General features: G+C 56.3%; 13 protein-coding genes and 1 pseudogene. 9 read left to right on the forward strand and 5 right to left on the reverse strand.

Annotation, left to right across the window (positions count from 1 at the left end):
- Positions 1–7: 7 nt before the first annotated feature.
- The 4 genes and pseudogenes from ACIGG6_RS14560 to ACIGG6_RS14575 form a co-directional block, all read right to left on the reverse strand.
- Positions 8–751, reverse strand: a complete 744-nt coding sequence (locus tag ACIGG6_RS14560) for a sulfite exporter TauE/SafE family protein (RefSeq protein ID WP_253504557.1) — start codon at positions 749–751, stop codon at positions 8–10.
- A gap of 107 nt (positions 752–858) precedes the next feature.
- A pseudogene (gene iolB / locus ACIGG6_RS14565) lies at positions 859–1652 on the reverse strand (5-deoxy-glucuronate isomerase).
- 89 nt (positions 1653–1741) lie between these two features.
- Positions 1742–2737: an inositol 2-dehydrogenase gene (iolG, locus tag ACIGG6_RS14570; RefSeq protein ID WP_399845330.1), complete on the reverse strand. Its 996-nt coding sequence runs from the start codon at positions 2735–2737 to the stop codon at positions 1742–1744.
- Between the two features lie 43 nt (positions 2738–2780).
- Complete coding sequence (locus tag ACIGG6_RS14575; protein ID WP_399845332.1) at positions 2781–3644, reverse strand: MurR/RpiR family transcriptional regulator; 864 nt, start codon at positions 3642–3644, stop codon at positions 2781–2783.
- A gap of 238 nt (positions 3645–3882) precedes the next feature.
- On the opposite strand from ACIGG6_RS14575, the gene ACIGG6_RS14580 reads away from it, so the two are divergent.
- From ACIGG6_RS14580 to ACIGG6_RS14620, 9 genes are all read left to right on the forward strand, one after another.
- Complete coding sequence (locus ACIGG6_RS14580; protein WP_399845334.1) at positions 3883–4839, forward strand: sugar ABC transporter substrate-binding protein; 957 nt, start codon at positions 3883–3885, stop codon at positions 4837–4839.
- Positions 4840–4895: 56 nt separating this feature from the next.
- Complete coding sequence (locus ACIGG6_RS14585) at positions 4896–6026, forward strand: ABC transporter permease (protein ID WP_399845335.1); 1131 nt, start codon at positions 4896–4898, stop codon at positions 6024–6026.
- Position 6027: 1 nt separating this feature from the next.
- Entirely contained in the window at positions 6028–6918 is an 891-nt protein-coding gene (locus tag ACIGG6_RS14590) for an ATP-binding cassette domain-containing protein (protein ID WP_399845338.1), read from the forward strand.
- 6 nt (positions 6919–6924) lie between these two features.
- Positions 6925–7725: a TIM barrel protein gene (locus tag ACIGG6_RS14595; RefSeq protein WP_399845340.1), complete on the forward strand. Its 801-nt coding sequence runs from the start codon at positions 6925–6927 to the stop codon at positions 7723–7725.
- A gap of 100 nt (positions 7726–7825) precedes the next feature.
- Positions 7826–9784, forward strand: coding sequence for a bifunctional 5-dehydro-2-deoxygluconokinase/5-dehydro-2-deoxyphosphogluconate aldolase (locus tag ACIGG6_RS14600; protein ID WP_399845342.1), 1959 nt, complete (start codon positions 7826–7828; stop codon positions 9782–9784).
- Position 9785: 1 nt separating this feature from the next.
- Positions 9786–11633 carry a 3D-(3,5/4)-trihydroxycyclohexane-1,2-dione acylhydrolase (decyclizing) gene (gene iolD / locus ACIGG6_RS14605; protein WP_399845344.1) on the forward strand — a complete coding sequence of 616 codons (1848 nt, stop codon included), beginning with the start codon at positions 9786–9788 and terminating at the stop codon, positions 11631–11633.
- 31 nt (positions 11634–11664) lie between these two features.
- A complete protein-coding gene (iolE, locus tag ACIGG6_RS14610; RefSeq protein WP_399845345.1) occupies positions 11665–12567 on the forward strand; it encodes a myo-inosose-2 dehydratase in 903 nt (300 codons plus the stop codon).
- A 28-nt stretch (positions 12568–12595) separates the two neighbouring features.
- Positions 12596–14098, forward strand: a complete 1503-nt coding sequence (locus ACIGG6_RS14615) for a CoA-acylating methylmalonate-semialdehyde dehydrogenase (RefSeq protein ID WP_399845348.1) — start codon at positions 12596–12598, stop codon at positions 14096–14098.
- 74 nt (positions 14099–14172) lie between these two features.
- Complete coding sequence (locus ACIGG6_RS14620) at positions 14173–15300, forward strand: Gfo/Idh/MocA family protein (protein ID WP_399845351.1); 1128 nt, start codon at positions 14173–14175, stop codon at positions 15298–15300.
- A gap of 93 nt (positions 15301–15393) precedes the next feature.
- On the opposite strand, the gene mgtE is transcribed toward ACIGG6_RS14620, so the two are convergent.
- Positions 15394–16752 (reverse strand): magnesium transporter, encoded by a 1359-nt coding sequence (gene mgtE / locus ACIGG6_RS14625; RefSeq protein ID WP_399845353.1) that lies wholly within the window; start codon positions 16750–16752, stop codon positions 15394–15396.
- Positions 16753–16968 lie beyond the last annotated feature (216 nt).

Below are 16968 nucleotides of genomic sequence, written 5' to 3' on the forward strand. Positions count from 1 at the left end.
TAGAGGGCTAACTCACGGCCTGCCACACCAAGTTAATCCCCACTAAGAACATGGCCAGAATGACTAAGCGGTAAAACAGCTTTTCATTGACGCGACTCTGTAGCCAGAGGCCGTTACGTACACCGATCCAAGCAACGGGCACAAGCAGCAGCGAGGCCCAGGCGCTGGTCATGTTGACTTCGCCTAGCCACATATACGGGCCTAGTTTGATAGTGTTTACCACCGCGTAGGTCACCGTACAGGTGGCAATAAAGGTCTCTTTCGTGAGCTTGCGCGGCATCAGGTACATGTTCATCGGTGGCGCGCCCGCGTGGGCAATGAAGCTGGTAAAGCCGCACACGCTGGCCGCAGGCAGTGCCCATCGGCTGGAAATCGGTTTTTTAGCCACAGGTTTTAGTAGCATATAGGCGGCGAAAACGACGGATAGAATTCCCAAAGCCAGCCGCACGCCCTGCTCGCTTAGGCTGCCAAACAGCAGGGTGCCTACTGTCACGCCAATGAAAAGCCCCGGCACAAAGCGCCACACTTCAGCGCGGTCGTGCTTGCCCCACCACGCCTTAACCGCAAACACATCCATCACCAGCAATAGCGGCAGCAGCAGCCCGGCTGCCTGGGTCGGGCTAATCGCCAGCGCCATCAGCGGCACTGAGAGCGTGCCAAAGCCACCCGCAAAGCCCCCTTTAGAGACGCCGGTGAGGTAGACAGAAAAGATAATCAACAGCCAGGCGATAAGGGAGTAATCGGGGAGCATGGGAGCCTCTCAAAGTGTTCAAAAGCGACCGACATAAAAAAGCCCCGCAGTGGCGGGGCACAACAGCATAGCATTAGATAAAAGTTAGCGGGCGAAGTGTCGCTTTATCAAACGTTCATCAGCCACTCGTGGTTGGTGTCATTGTGAAACTTCCATACCCGCTTGGGTCCCGCCATCACATTCAAGTAGTAAAGCGTGTAGCCATGAGAGGCCCCCACTGGATGGTAGCCTTTGGGAACCAGCACGCAGCAACCGTCTTCTACTGCCATGGTTTCATCTAAAGACCTGTCGTCAGTATAGACACGCTGAAATGCAAACCCTTGGGCAGGGTGGATCCGGTGGTAGTAAGTCTCTTCCAGCAGCGATTCGTGGGGTAAGTTATCCTCGTCGTGTTTGTGTGGAGGGTAGCTCGACCAGTTGCCAGCGGGTGTGAATACCTCGACGACCAACAGGCTATCGGCGGGCTCGGTTTCGGGCAGAATGTCGTGAACGTGTCGCGTGTTGGTGTCTTGGCCCCGGGTGCTTTGCTTGATCGTGTCGGGAGTGATTAGCCTTGGCGCATGATGTCCATGCCCCGGTGCCGCGCACACCGCTAGCTCCAAGTCGGTGGCTGCTAGTGGGTTTCATTGGGCATATAAACCGCGTAAGGCGGAATCTGCTCAAAGATATCCATACGCTCGCCGATGTTCTCGAAGCGGTGCTCGCCGCAGGTCACCGTGGCGCGACCGGTAAGTAGCACCAAACAGACTTCCTGATCATCGCTGCTGGCCTCCAGGCGCTGGCCCTTGGCGAGTTTATGCACCCGAAAGCCAACATGCGTCCAGCCAGCCGATTCTGGGGTAACGTTAATCACGGTGCCTTGAGTGTCTGGGGCGGTGGGGCGTACCAGTAGGGAAGCCATATGTCGCTCCTTCTGATGGCTAGCAGCTCGGTTGGCAGCTAGTCGTTTATGATATGAAGGGTCTGAAAAATAGGTACATTGATGCCTGTTTACACCGAGGCGTCGAGAAGAATTTTGCGCCCTTCAAGCAATGAACGCTCCGCTGCATCGGCTAAGCGCAACGCTTCTAGGCCATCCTGGGCACTTGCGAGTGGTGCACGTTTCTCTTGCCATGCGGCGACAAAATCACCAATTTCAAGTTGATAGGCCTGGGCATAACGCTCTAGGAAGAACCACTTGGGTTTCTCCTCCACCTGCCCCGCTTCACCAGTGAAGCGCAGACGGGTGTCGCTTTCGTTTTGGGCCTGGAGCATGCCTTGGCTACCAAAGGCTTCAATGCGTTGATCGTAGCCGTAGCAGGCGCGCCTTGAGTTGCTGATCTGGCATAACTTGCCACTGGCCGTGGTGAGAGTGACCATCGCCGTATCCACGTCTCCCGCTTCGCCAATCGCTGGGTTGATGATGCTACTGCCAACGGCAAAGACACTTTCGATGGGTTCATCGAGTAGCCAGCGCGCCATGTCTAGATCGTGAATCATCATATCCCTGAACAGGCCGCCGGACTCAGCCACGTACTCGGCAGGTGGGGGAGAGGGGTCGCGGCTAATAATCGTCAGCGTTTCAAGTGCGCCAATACGCCCATCGGTAATTGCTTTTTTCAATGCTGTAAACTGAGGATCGTGGCGGCGGTTAAAGCCTAGCGCACAGGTCACTGGATGCTCACTGAGTACCTGCAGAGCGTCTCGCGTGCGGGCTAAATCCAGGGCGATGGGTTTTTCGCACAGAATCGCCTTGCCCGCGCGTGCAGCACGCTCCAGATACTCCGCATGGGTGGGCGTGCTTGAAGCAATCAGTACGGCGTCAATGGCGTCGTCCGCGAAGATTTCATCCACAGAGACCGCTCGGCTGGCGTACTGCTCGGCCAACGCTTCTGCGGCAGGCTGATGAAAATCGGCCACGGCGGCCAGGGTTACGTTTGGGTGCGAGTGAATGGCCTGGGCATGCACCTTACCGATGCGACCTGCGCCGATGAGTGCGATTTTCATAAGCTCTCCTGTTTTGTTTTTACTGTTGGCTTGCTTCTGGTGTTTAGGCCTTATGTTGTTTGTCCTGGCCCTTTTCTTTGTCGCGTGTTTTGTCTTGCCGCACCCCCAGGGCAATTGCCAAGGTCTGGGTCAAGCAGAGCGACGCAGTCAAACTACGGAAACTTTTCACTTCGGCTTCGTTGACCACGAAGACAACATCCGCGAAGCGGGCCAGCGGGCTAAGGTTTGAATCGGTAATCACCACAATCGGCAGACCGCGCTGATGGGCGTCTTCGCAGGCTTTTTGGCTCTCTTCGGCATAGGGAGAAAAGCTGATGGTCAGTAGGGCGTCGTGTTGGCTCATAGCGCGCAGCTGCTCGCCGTACATTCCCCCCAAACCATTAACCAGCAGCGCAGGTTTATCCACATGCGCTAAGGCATAGGTCATGTAGCTGGCGACCATGAAGCTTCGTCGTGCGCCCATCACATGAATGGCGTGCGCCTTCTCAAAAATATCCAACGCTTTTTCCAGGCTCTCTGGATTAATGCGGCTGGGTAGCTGCTCAAGCACGGCGCGGTTGGCGTCGGCGAACTCCCATAACAGCTGGGTGCTATCCGGTGTTTCACCGGTGGCGCTGCGTACCGCGCGAATTCGCTCAGTGTAGTTAGGCAGCTCATCGACCAAGCGGCTGCGAAACAGCTGCTGCATTTCGGAAAAGCCCTTAAAGCCCAAGCTATTAGCCAAGCGAATTAAAGTGGATGGAGTGACATCTGCCTGCTCGGCAATTTTGGCCACGGTCGCCAGAGCAACCTCCTGGGGGTGATCAAGCATAAAACGCGCGGTTTGCTGCAAACGTTTGCTTAGCGTGGCGTACTCGGCAGTGATCAGAATTTCCAGCTCACGGTAGCTTTGTGGTGGCTGCGGCATACAAATTCCTTAGCGTTAACTCATGTACCACTCATTCACTCATGCACGACTGGGCAGTAACACTGAGCAAAGTGGCTGGCTGTTATGCAGTCTAGTTGATTGGAATAAATATTCCATTTATACCAAAGTATAGAATAAATAATTTGCGGTAATTGCTGTTTGGAACCTATATTCCATAGCGCCAAGGCATTTAATGCCACTTCCCTACCAACAACGATAACGTTATGAGGAATTCTTTATGGCACGTCTATCTCAATGGCTTCTAGCCTCTGCCGCCACCACGGCATTAATGGCAGGTGCCGCACAAGTACAAGCACAAGAACCGGAACAAGAAGCGAGTCGTTTCGTCATGGTGACCCATGGTGTCCCTTCTGATCCTTTCTGGTCAGTGGTGAAGAACGGCGCAGAGGCTGCTGCTGATCTCGTGGGCGCAGAGCTGGAATACCGTGCACCGTCCACCTTTGATATGGCCAAGATGCAGCAACTCGTACAGGCAGCGGTGGCATCTGATCCGGATGGTTTGATCATCTCTTTTACCGACGAAAATGCTCTGGGCGGCGTTGTCCAAAATGCTGTCGATAACGGCATACCCGTCATCACCATTAACTCCGGTGGTGACGTGGCGAGGGATTATGGTGCCCGGCTGCACGTCGGGCAGAGTGAGTATGAAGCAGGGAAACAGGCCGCTGAACGCATGCAAGAAATGGGCGTCGAGAAAGGTGTCTGTGTTAACCATGAACAAGGTAACCAGGGGCTTGATCAGCGCTGTGATGGCTTTGTCGAGGGCTTCGATGGCAATGCTGAGCAGCTAGCGACCACCTACGACCCCACCAATATTCGCAATGCGATTGTCGCTTACCTCAACGAGAACAGTGATGTGCGTGGTGTGCTGACCCTGGGTGCATTGGCTGCTGATCCGATGATTCGGGCCATGCGTGAGCAGGGGGCAACCGATATGTTTACCCTCGGTACCTTTGATCTTTCACCCGGCATTTTGGAAGCCTTGGATGCGGGTGAGCTGGACTTCGCGATCGACCAACAGCAGTACATGCAAGGCTACTTGCCCGTCATGTTCCTAGATCAGTTCGTCAAGAACGGGCTGCTACCCGCAGGGGATGTTGCCACCGGCCCAGGGTTTGTCACTCAAGAAAACGCTGCACAGGTTATTGAGCTGAGTGGCCAGGGCATCCGTTGATAACTACCTAATCGAAAAAGGCTCGGTGCGGTGTCGAGCCTTGGGGGTCGATCGCCATGAATTCTAATGAAGCGAAACAATCGGTTGCGCCAGCAACCGCTCCTCAAGATGAGCGTATCCAGAGAGTCTCTTTCTGGAAGAAGGCTCTTAATCGCCCGGAGTTGGGGGCGCTGGCCGGTGCCGTATTGGTGCTTGCCTTCTTTATCGCTGCTTCCAGCGGCACCGGGATGTTTACCCCAGCGGGTATTATTAATTTTCTTGAAGTCGCCGCTCAGCTCGGCATTATCGCCACGGCGGCTGCATTGCTGATGATCGGCGGCGAATTCGATCTTTCGATTGGTTCGATGATTGGCTTGGCAGGCATCCTGATTGCCATCCCTGCGGTGGAGTATGGCTGGCCGCTATGGGCCGCAATTTTATTGGCGTTCGCCTGTGCGGGCCTAGTGGGTTGGATTAACGGTAATCTGGTCAATAAAACGGGGTTGCCGTCATTTATCGTTACCCTGGGCTTCCTTTTCATTCTGCGTGGCTTGGCTATCGGTACTAGCCGGTTGTTGACGGGACGTACTCAGGTGGGGGGTGTACAGGACCATATCCCCGGAGATTGGTTCGCGGCGCTTTTCTCTGGAGAAGTTGCTACGGGACTATTTAGCTGGATGGCGGCAAATGGCTGGATGGCGACCAACTTTGCGGGCAACCCCACGGTCACCGGTATCCCAGTCTCGATTGTCTGGTGGCTGGGCTTAACCGCTGTAGCGACTTGGGTGCTGCTATGCACGCCGTACGGCAACTGGATCTTCGCCAGCGGTGGCGATGCCAATGCGGCGCGCAATTCGGGCGTCCCCGTCCACCGCGTCAAGATTTCACTGTTCATGTTCACCGCTTTCTCCGCCACCATCTTTGCCTGCATACAGGTCATGGATACAGGTTCGGCGGACACCATTCGAGGTTTATTAAAAGAGCTGGAGGCCATTATCGCAGTGGTCATTGGCGGCGCTTTGCTGACCGGTGGCTATGGATCTGCCATTGGTGCGGCCCTCGGTGCGCTGATTTTCGGCATGGTGCAGATGGGTATCTTCTACACCGGTGTTAATACCGACTGGTTCCAGGTCTTCCTGGGCGTGATGTTGCTGGTGGCGGTGCTATTCAACAATTACATGCGCAAAAAGGCGATGGAGGCTAAATAACATGACTACACGCACTCCAATGATTGAAATGCGCAGTGTCAGCAAACACTTCGGCAGTGTCATCGCCATTAGTGATATCTCGATGCAGGTCTATTCCGGTGAGGTTATGTGCCTGCTGGGGGATAACGGTGCTGGCAAGTCAACGTTGATTAAAACCCTTTCCGGTGTTCACCAGCCCACCCATGGCGAAATGCTACTGGATGGCAAGCCTGCTCGTTTCAAGTCCCCGGCTTACGCACTAGACGCCGGTATCGCGACCGTTTTTCAGGACTTGGCGATGGTGCCATTGATGTCGATTACCCGTAACTTTTTTATGGGTCGCGAACCGACGGTAGGCTGGGGCCCTTTAAAGCGGATTGATTGGAAATATGCCGACCGGGTTGCCAAAGAGGAAATGGCTAAAATCGGTATCGATGTACGCGACCCTAGCCAGCCGGTGGGCACGCTTTCTGGCGGGGAGCGCCAGTGTGTGGCGATTGCCCGTGCGGTTTATTTTGGTGCCAAGGTGCTGATTCTTGATGTGCCTACGTCAGCGCTTGGGGTTAAGCAGGCCTCTGTCGTACTGCGCTACATTGCCAAAGCCCGTGCGGATGGGCTTGCGGTCATCTTTATTACCCACAACGTCCACCATGCTTACCCCGTGGCCGATGCGTTCACTCTATTGTCGCGCGGTGGCAGTTTGGGCTCCTTCCGCAAAGAAGAAGTCAGCCGCGAAGAAGTGCTCAATATGATGGCCGGTGGCGCTGAGCTTGAAAGCCTGGATGCGGAGCTTGCGGAATTTCAGCGTGACGATAAGGCCAAGAAGGCCAACTTAGCCGAACAAGACACTCAGCCTGCGGATGAAACAAGCAGCGCTGAACCCTCTTCACCGCGAACTGCGAGCGGCTATTAAGGAGTCATGGTGAATAAACCTATCCCATCTTCCCCGTTCACGCTGGCCGTCTGCGCTGAAATGGTGTTCCGCCACCTGCCCGTATTGAAGCGTGTTAAGCGTATTTCTGAACTAGGTTTTCAAGTCGAAATCTGGGACTGGACTAAGCACGACATTGACGCACTGGCCAATAGCGGGGCGACGTTTTCATCCATGACCGGCTATGTCACCGGCACCCTGGCGGATGCCGCCGGAGCAGATGAGCTGCTACGTACCGCCGCTGAGTCGGTTGAGGTAGCAAAGCGCCTTGGCATCCCGCGCCTTAACCTTCACGGCACCGGGCTAGATGGTAATGGGTTGCCCGTTCAGCCTTGCCAGCAGATGACAGGCGCTATGTGGCTAAAAGCCCGAGACACACTCAATCGGCTGGCGGATCTGGGCGAGCAGCACGACGTCACCTTTGTGCTTGAAAACCTCAATACCGACGTTGATCACCCAGGTGTGCCGTTTGCGCGCTTGGAAGATGTTCTAGCGCTGGTGGAATGTGTTGATCGGCCCAGCTTGCGCATTATGTTGGATGTTTATCACGCCCAAATTGGCGAAGGTAATTTGATTGAATTGATTCGCCGCTGCGGGCCGTACATTGGTGAAGTGCAAGTGGCTGATGTGCCGGGGCGCTGCGAACCGGGAACCGGCGAAATTAACTATCCGGCCATCGCCAAAGCGCTGAACGACATGGGCTACCGCGGCACCGTGGGATTGGAAGGCTGGGCCTCTGGCGATGACGACCTCGCGCTCGACCGATTCCGTGCTGCCTTCTCACTTTAAGCCACGGTTGATAAGCCTTATCGATTGCCACCCAAGACGCTTTTATACCCAGAGCCACTTTTTGCCCAGTACCACGAATTTGTGACGTGGGGAGACATTTATGCTGAATAACAATAGTCAACACCGACCGCTTGACCTGATTTGCCTGGGGCGCGTAGCGGTTGACCTCTACGCCGAACAAATTGGCAGCCGCCTGGAAGATGTGGCCAGCTTTGCGAAGTACCTGGGTGGCAGCTCGGGCAATATGGCTTACGGTACCGCTCGTCTCGGGTTGAAATCCGCCATGCTCTCGCGAGTCGGCGATGAGCAGATGGGCAACTTTGTTCGCGAGGAGTTAGAACGGGTCGGCGTGGACACCTCCGCATTACAAACCGACCCTGAGCGCCACACTGGCCTGGTGTTGCTGGCGTTAAAAGACCGCGAGAGTTTTCCGCTGCTGTTTTATCGCCGCGACTGTGCCGATATGGCCATCGACGCCGACGCCATTGATCCTGAATTTATCGCCCGGGCCAAGGCGTTGGCGATCACCGGCACCCATCTTTCTACCGATACCACTCGCCGGGCGTGCCGCAAGGCACTGGACGCCGCCGCCCATCATGGCGTGAAGCGGGTGCTGGATATCGACTATCGCCCCGTACTGTGGGGGCTGACCAATCCCGGCGATGGTGAAACCCGTTTTATCGCCGATGAAAAAGTCACTACAGATCTTCAACGCTGGTTGCCGGACTTTGACCTGATTGTAGGCACCGAAGAGGAGTTTCATATTGCCGGTGGCAGCACGGACACCTTAACGGCCCTGCGCGCGGTACGTGAGGTTAGCGAAGCCACTCTGGTATGCAAGCTGGGGCCCATGGGCTGTGTAGTGTTTGAAGGCGCCATTCCGAATCGCATTGAAGACGGCATCTTAGTCAAAGGCGTACAGGTTGAAGTGCTCAATGTACTGGGCGCTGGTGATGCCTTTATGAGCGGGCTGCTGCGCGGCTGGTTACGCGGTGAATCCTGGCAAACCAGTGCCGGTTACGCCAATGCCTGTGGCGCGCTGGTGGTCTCCCGCCACGGCTGTGCCCCGGCCATGCCCACAGAAGACGAGTTATTTGATTACCTGGCCCGCCGCATCGAGGTACCCCGCCCGGATACTGATCAACGCCTGAATCATCTCCACCGGGTCACCACCCGAGTGCCTGCGCAATGGCCCGAAGTGTTGGGCCTAGCATTTGATCACCGCCGCCAGCTCACTGATATGGCCCGCGAAGAGTATGCCGACAGCGCACGACTGCCAGCACTTAAAAAACTCCTGGTCACCGCCGCTGAAGAGGGTGCCAAGCGGGGTGGTATTACCACTCCCGCGATTCTGGTAGACGACGTATTGGGTCAGGACGCGCTCAATCAAGCCAGTGGAAAAGGCTGGTGGATCGGTCGACCGGTAGAGCTTCCAGGCTCAAGACCGCTGCGCTTCCAGCATGGCGACGATTTAGGCGTCTGCCTGCGCAACTGGCCTAGAGAACAGATCATTAAATGCCTGGTGTTCTACCACCCTGACGATGAGATCTCACTGCGCCTAGAGCAGGAGGAGCGGTTACGCCAGCTCTACCAGGCGGCCTGTGCTTATGGGCTGGAATTGCTAATTGAGGTCATTCCCCCCGCGAACATGCCCAATGACGACACCACCTTGTCGCGCAGCCTGCAGCGACTCTACAACCTGGGCATTCGCCCTGATTGGTGGAAGCTTCCCTCAATGACAGATATTGCCTGGCAGGCGGTGGGAGAAATCATTGAGAGGGAGGATACCTACTGCCGTGGAGTCGTACTACTCGGGCTCGATGCCCCTATGGACGACATGAAACGCGGCTTTGAAACAGCGGCCAATTATGCCTGCTGTAAGGGTTTCACCGTTGGACGCACGCTATTTGCCAGCGCGAGTCGTGACTGGCTGGCTGGGCGTATCGACGACGACAGCGTGGTAGAGCGGGTCGCCCAGAACTATGCCGAACTGATAAAGACGTGGCGGCAATTAAGGCAGGCGCAGCCGCAAACGCTGGCTCACACAGAGGAGGTGTAAGATGAGCACTATTCGACTCACCATGGCCCAGGCGCTGGTCAAGTATCTCTCCGCTCAGCGTATTGAGATAAATGGCCAGGAAGTGGCGCTGTTTGAAGGCGTATTTGCGATTTTTGGCCATGGCAATGTGGCGGGAATGGGTGAAGCGCTCTACCACGTGCAAGACACGCTGCCCACCTTCCGCGCCCATAACGAACAGTCCATGGCCCACGCTGCGATTGCCTTTGCCAAAGCCAATGGCCGTCAGCGCTTAATGGCGGCGACCAGTTCCATTGGCCCAGGGGCGACTAATATGGTCACCGCTGCGGCGCTCGCTCACGCCAACCGTTTGCCGATCTTGCTGCTGCCGGGGGACACCTTTGCCACCCGCGAACCGGATCCGGTACTGCAGCAGGTGGAACATTTCGGTGATCCGACCATTACCGTCAATGACTGTTTTCGCCCGGTATCGCGCTACTTCGACCGTATTAATCGCCCGGAACAGCTGCTGACCAGCTTGCCTCAGGCGATTGCTACCCTGCTTGAGCCCGAGCATTGCGGCCCTGCAACCCTGGCGCTGCCCCAGGATGTGCAAACCTTTGCCTACGATTATCCAGAGGCCTTTTTTGCTCCCAGGGTGCACCGCATTCGCCGCTCGCCGCCGGATGCTGTCGAGCTTCGTCAAGCAATCGCCGCGCTGCAACAGGCTAAACGCCCGCTGATTATCGCCGGTGGCGGCGTACATTACGCCGCTGCCTGCGACGCCTTGGCAGAGTTTGCCAAAAAGCGGGACATCCCGGTCGCTGAAACCCAAGCTGGCAAAGGCGCACTGGCCGACAGCCATCCTTGCGCGGTAGGTGCCATCGGGGTGACCGGCAGCGCCGCCGCCAATCAGTTGGCGGAGCAGGCGGATGTCATTTTGGCGGTGGGCACGCGGCTGCAGGACTTTACCACCGGCTCTCGAGCGCTATTTGAAGATAGTGTTAAAACACTGGTTGCCCTCAACGTTGGCCGTTTCGACAGCCTGAAGCATCAGGCATTGCCACTCACCTGCGACGCCTTGGTCGGGCTGGGGCAACTCGACGCGGCGCTGGGCGAGTGGCGCGGCGGCGATGAATGGCGCGAACAAACCGGAGCGCTCAAGCACGAATGGGCCGAAATCGTGCGCAATGTGACTGCTGATCAAGGGCTGGCGCTGCCCACTGATGCCCAGGTGATCGGCGCCGTCAATCGCCAGGCAGGCAACGATACCACCGTGGTATGCGCCGCCGGTGGATTGCCCGGTGAGCTGCATAAACTCTGGCAATGCTCGGGCCCCGGCAGCTATCACGTGGAGTACGGCTTCTCATGCATGGGCTATGAAATAGCGGGCGGACTGGGCGTCAAGATGGCCAAACCAGAGCGGGAAGTGGTGGTGATGGTCGGTGATGGCAGCTACCTGATGCACAACTCGGAGTTGGCGACCTCGGTGATGTTGGGCCACAAGCTGATTGTGGTGGTGTTGGATAACCGTGGCTATGGCTGCATCAACCGCCTACAGCAGGCCACCGGCGGTGCAGGGTTCAACAACCTGCTGCAAGATTGCCGGACTGTTGAGGCTGGCGCACCGAAAACCGACTTCGCCGCCCATGCCAAAGCGTTGGGCTGTGAGTCTGAATCAGTGAGTGGCATTGCGGAGCTGGAGCAGGCGCTGGTGCGTGCTCGTAACGCTACCTCGACCTATGTGATTGCCCTGGACACTGACCCCTTGCCCAGCACCCAGGAAGGCGGTGCCTGGTGGGAGGTGGCTGTGCCCGAGGTTTCCGAGCGTGAAGCGGTCAATAAAGCCTATCAGGGGTACCGCAAAGCCAAGCAGCGCCAACGCCATTAATACCAACAAACATAATCACAAGGAATATGCTATGCCAACGGTTACTTTAGGCATCAACCCGCTCACCTGGACGAACGACGACTTGCCCAGCCTGGGCGGCGCAACACCACTGGAAACCTGTTTGAAAGAGGGCCGCGAAGCGGGGTTTAGCGGCTTTGAATTAGGTAACAAGTTTCCCCGAACGCCTGACGCCCTGAATCAGGTGCTTAGCGCCCACGACTTGGCGCTTGTGTCGGGCTGGTACTCCGCACGCTTGCTGGAGCGCACGCCTGAAGAAGAGATTGAAGCCATTCAGGATCATATGAACCTGCTCAAGGAGTGCGGCGCGAAGGTGATGGTGCTGTGTGAAGTTACCCACTGTGTACACGGCGATCAGGAGCGCCCGCTCTCCCAGCGCCCGCATCTATCCGAGCAGGAGTGGCAGCGCCTGCTGAATGGCCTGGAGATAGTCGGCGACTACCTGAAATCCCAGGGCATTCAACTGGTGTATCACCACCACCTGGGCACGGTGATCGAAAGCCAGGCCGACGTTGAGCGCTTAATGGACAACACCGGCGAAGGGGTGGGGTTGCTGCTCGATTTTGGTCATCTGCGCGGTGCGGGCGGCGATCCGCTCGCCATCGTCAAACGCTACAGTGGGCGCATCCATCATGTGCACTGTAAAGACCTGCGCTTCCCTGTGCTGGAGGCAGTGCGCAACCGCGACAAAAGCTTTTTAAACGGCGTGTTAGACGGCCTGTTTACGGTGCCAGGGGATGGCAATGTGGATTTCCTGCCTGCCTTAACCTACCTGTGCGAACAGGGCTATCAGGGTTGGTTAGTGGTTGAAGCCGAACAAGACCCGGAAGTCGCCCACCCGCTGACTTACGCCCGCCTGGGGTACCGCAACCTACGCCAACTTGCCGAGCAGGCAGGCTTCGACGTTGCCAGCTAAACAGCACCGTTTTTAATCAGGAGCTTGTATGAAGACGCTATCCCACTATCTCAATGGCCAGCTCTTTGCCGGTCAGAGCCAACGCACTTCGCCGGTCTATAATCCGGCCACCGGTGAGCAGAGCGCCCAAGTAGCGCTCGCCACCGTCGATGAAACTCGCGAAGCGGTGCGTATCGCCGATGAGGCCTTTGCCGCCTGGTCTAAAACTTCGCCGCTAAAGCGCGCGCGTATTTTGTTTAAGTTCAAGGCGCTGGTTGAGGAGCATACAGATGAGCTGGCGCGCCTGATCTCCAGCGAACATGGCAAGGTGTTCTCTGACGCCAAAGGCGAAGTGACCCGGGGCCTGGAAGTGGTCGAGTTTGCCTGCGGCATTCCCCACCTCCAGAAGGGCGAGCACTCCATGAACGTCGGCACCGGCGTCGATAGCTACTCAATGATGCAGCCGCTGGGTGTATGCGCTGGTATCTCGCCGTTCAACTTCCCTGCCATGGTACCCATGTGGATGTTCCCCATCGCCTTGGCCTGCGGCAACACCTTTGTCATGAAACCTTCGGAAAAAGATCCCTCTACGCCGCTGCGCTTAGCCGAGCTGCTTAAAGAAGCGGGTCTGCCGGATGGGGTCTTTAATGTCGTCAATGGTGATAAAGAAGCGGTGGATGTGCTGCTCACCGATGAGAGTGTTCAGGCAGTGAGCTTTGTGGGTTCCACGCCGATTGCCGAGTACATCTACGCTACCGCATCAGCCCATGGCAAGCGCGTTCAGGCCCTGGGCGGCGCCAAAAATCATATGGTAATCATGCCCGATGCGGATCTCGATCAAGCCGTGGGTGCCCTTATGGGTGCAGCCTATGGCTCGGCAGGCGAGCGCTGCATGGCGATCTCGGTGGCCGTACCCGTTGGCGAAGAGACCGCCAACCGCCTGCGCGAAAAACTGGTGGCCGAACTGGATAAGCTGACGGTTGGGCCTGGCCTGGTCGATGGCCCGGATAACGATATGGGGCCGCTGATCACCCGCGAGCACCGCGACAAAGTGGCAGGCTATATCCAAACCGGTGTGGATGAAGGCGCAGAGCTAGTGGTCGACGGTCGCCAGACAACGTTTGAGGGCGCAGGCGATGGCTACTTTATCGGCGGCAGCCTGTTCGACCATGTCACGCCCAGCATGCGTATTCACTCCGAGGAGATTTTTGGCCCAGTACTGGCCATTGCTCGCGTGGCGAGCTTCGACGAGGCGGTCAGCATGATCAACGCCCACGAATACGGCAATGGCACGGCGATCTTTACCAGGGATGGCGATGCGGCGCGTCAGTACTGCGAGCAGATCCAGGTCGGCATGGTCGGCGTTAACGTACCGATTCCGGTGCCCATGGCGTTCCATAGCTTCGGCGGCTGGAAGCGCTCGCTGTTTGGTCCGCTGCATATGCACGGCCCCGACGGCGTGCGTTTCTACACCCGTATGAAAACCATCACCCAGCGCTGGCCCAGTGGCATTCGTGAAGAGACCAACCACTTCACCATGCCGACCATGTAAACAGCTTACGGGGCACGACACCAATCAACGCCGGGCCAGCCCGGCGTTATTGTTTTAAAATAGGGATAATCACAATGAAAACCCTCAAAATTGGCCTAATCGGCATCGGCTTTATGGGCAAAGCTCACGCCATTGCCTTTAATGCGGCGCCCAGCGTTTTTGAGTTACCCGCCAAGCCCGTTTGCGAACTGCTAGCGGATGTTGATTTCGCTACGGCAGAGAGTCGGGCGCGGGCCTGGGGATTTGCCCGCGCCACCGACGATTGGCGCGAATTGGTAGAAGATAGGGAGGTGGACGTGGTGGATATCTGCGCGCCCAACTTCCTGCATAAAGAGATGGCATTGGCCGCCATTGCCGCTGGCAAGCATGTTTACGCCGAAAAACCGCTGGCGCTGAGCACGGCAGACGCTGACGAGATGGTCGCCGCAGCTGAAAAGGCGGGTGTCAAAACCCTGGTGGGTTTTAACTACATTCGCAATTCCGCCACCCAGTTGGCCCGCCAGATTGTCGCCAGTGGTGAAATTGGTGAGCTGATTCACTTTCGTGGAAGGCACAACGAGGATTACCTGCTCGACCCGCACAAGTCCCACGATTGGCATACACAGCGGGCAACAGCGGGGGCTGGTGCGCTAGGCGATTTGGGCTCACATATTCTCAACATGGCTGAGTTTTTAACTGGGCAGCGTATTAAGGAGGTGTGCGGTCAACTACAGACCGTTATCGCGATGCGACCGAAGGCCGACGGTAGAGGAATGGCCGCAGTGGAGAACGACGATCACGCCCAGGCGATGCTGCGTTTTGATCGTGGGTTAATTGGTAATATCGAGACGTCCCGAGTGGCCGCTGGGCGCAAAATGGGGCTGGCTTACACGCTAACAGGTACGAAAGGCGCTATCGTGTTTGATCAAGAGCGCATGAGCGAGCTACAGCTATATCGCCATAGTGATGCTCCAGGAAGGCGCGGTTTTACAACGTTGCTAGCAGGCCCCGAACACCCTGACTATGCCGCTTTCAGCCCCGCACCGGGCCACGGCCTGGGTTACAACGATCAGAAAATTATCGAGGTGCGCGATCTAGTGGAAGGCATTATCAACGATCGCCCCCTTTATCCTGATTTTCGCGAAGCTGCCCGCGTTAATCGACTAATCGATGCAATTGAAGCTTCGGATCAACAAGGCAAGTGGGTTGAGGTATCGCTTTAGAGCTGAATCATAACGCGATATTTAACAGATACCGGTTAGGCAAGCCCACTGACGCTGAAGCGATGGCTTCAAGGTCAGTGGGATGTTCAAGGATTACAAAATAATCATCGTCGCCAGTCCTAAGAACGATAGAAAGCCCACCACATCCGTGACCGTGGTCAGGATCACCGCGCCGGATAGAGCAGGGTCAATTTGCAGCCTTTTGAGTACCAGGGGGATCAGTACACCAGACACATTGGCGAGGCTCATGTTGATAAAAATCGCTAAAGTGATGACGAGGGTGATCAGAGGGTCGCTAAACCACAAGTAGGAAATACCGCCGACCACCAGCGCCCATACCAAGCCATTCAGCATGCCCACCCACAGCTCTTTGTTGTAGAGCCACTGCTTGTTGTTACCGGCGATTTGCCCAAGCGCTAAGCCGCGAATGACCACTGTTAGCGTCTGGCTGCCAGCAATCCCGCCCATGCTGGCGACCACCGGCATGAGGATAGCGAGCGCTACAATTTGATCCAGCACCGCTTCAAACTGACCGATCACAAAGGCGGCTAGAAAGGCGGTTAATAGGTTGATACCAAGCCAAATGCCGCGGCTCTTGGCACTGCGCAGAATAGGGGTGAACACTTCCTCTTCGTCGCTCACGCCCGACATGTGTTTCAGCGTCATGTCTGCGTCGTCTTGAGTTATTTCCAGTACGTCGGCGGCGTTTAATTGGCCTACCAGTAGCCCGTCGCTATCACATACCGGCACAAAGGGCAGCTCTTTGGAGCGCAGCAGGGCGGCGGCTTCGCTGACTTTCATCTGGTCGTTGAGCGTGTAGGGAGCATCGTCCATGAACTCGTCCACGGTGCTCTCCTGGGGCTGTTTGACCAAATCAATCAGCGTCAGGGTGCCCAGCAGGCGCTTCTCCTTATCGGTGATCATCACTTGCTGAGAATCATCATCCAGCAAGTGATGAATACGGATATAGCGCTGTACCGCTTCCAACGACACACCCTGTTTAACATTGACCGTTTCCGGGTCCATGTAGCGGCCAACCATGTCCTCTTCATAGGCATGAAGATTCTCGACCTGGGCGCGGATCTCCTGGTCTAGGCTGGCGTAGACGGTGGTTTTGATCTCTTCGTCAGCAACATCGAGAACCTCGGCGACTTCCTGGGCATCCAGGCCCTTAACAATTTGCTCAACGTCGCTGGCGGTCAGGTCTTCGATGTAGTCGGCACGGATGTCTTCATCGACTTCGGCCAGCACCTCGCCGAGCATCGTTTCTGGAATGTACTCCCACAGCAAATCACGGGTTTTGGCGGGAAAAGACTCAAGAGTGCGCGCAATCGCTAAAATATCGAGCTCATTAAACAGCTCGTTTAAGGCAGCGGTATCTTCTTCGTCTAGCAACTTTTGAAGATAGAGCAGCTGCTCCTCGGTGTTGGTGTATTTCTCTTCATCGCGCATAGAGTCCATCCTTTGGGGAATTAATTTTTAACACAACTACTTGAAAGCGCTTGATGGCTCACTATGAATCTTATCGATAGCCTGGGTTGAAAGCCATGCAGGCTTATTGACCGGCATAATTAAGGAGAGCGTAGTGACGCATGGTGGCTGATGAGCTTATCCGCAGCATTATTCATATAGCGCCTGCCATCGAACCGTCATTAAAAAGTCGCTTAC

The organism is Vreelandella lionensis (assembly GCF_044543515.1).
In the GTDB taxonomy this organism is placed as follows: domain Bacteria; phylum Pseudomonadota; class Gammaproteobacteria; order Pseudomonadales; family Halomonadaceae; genus Vreelandella; species Vreelandella lionensis.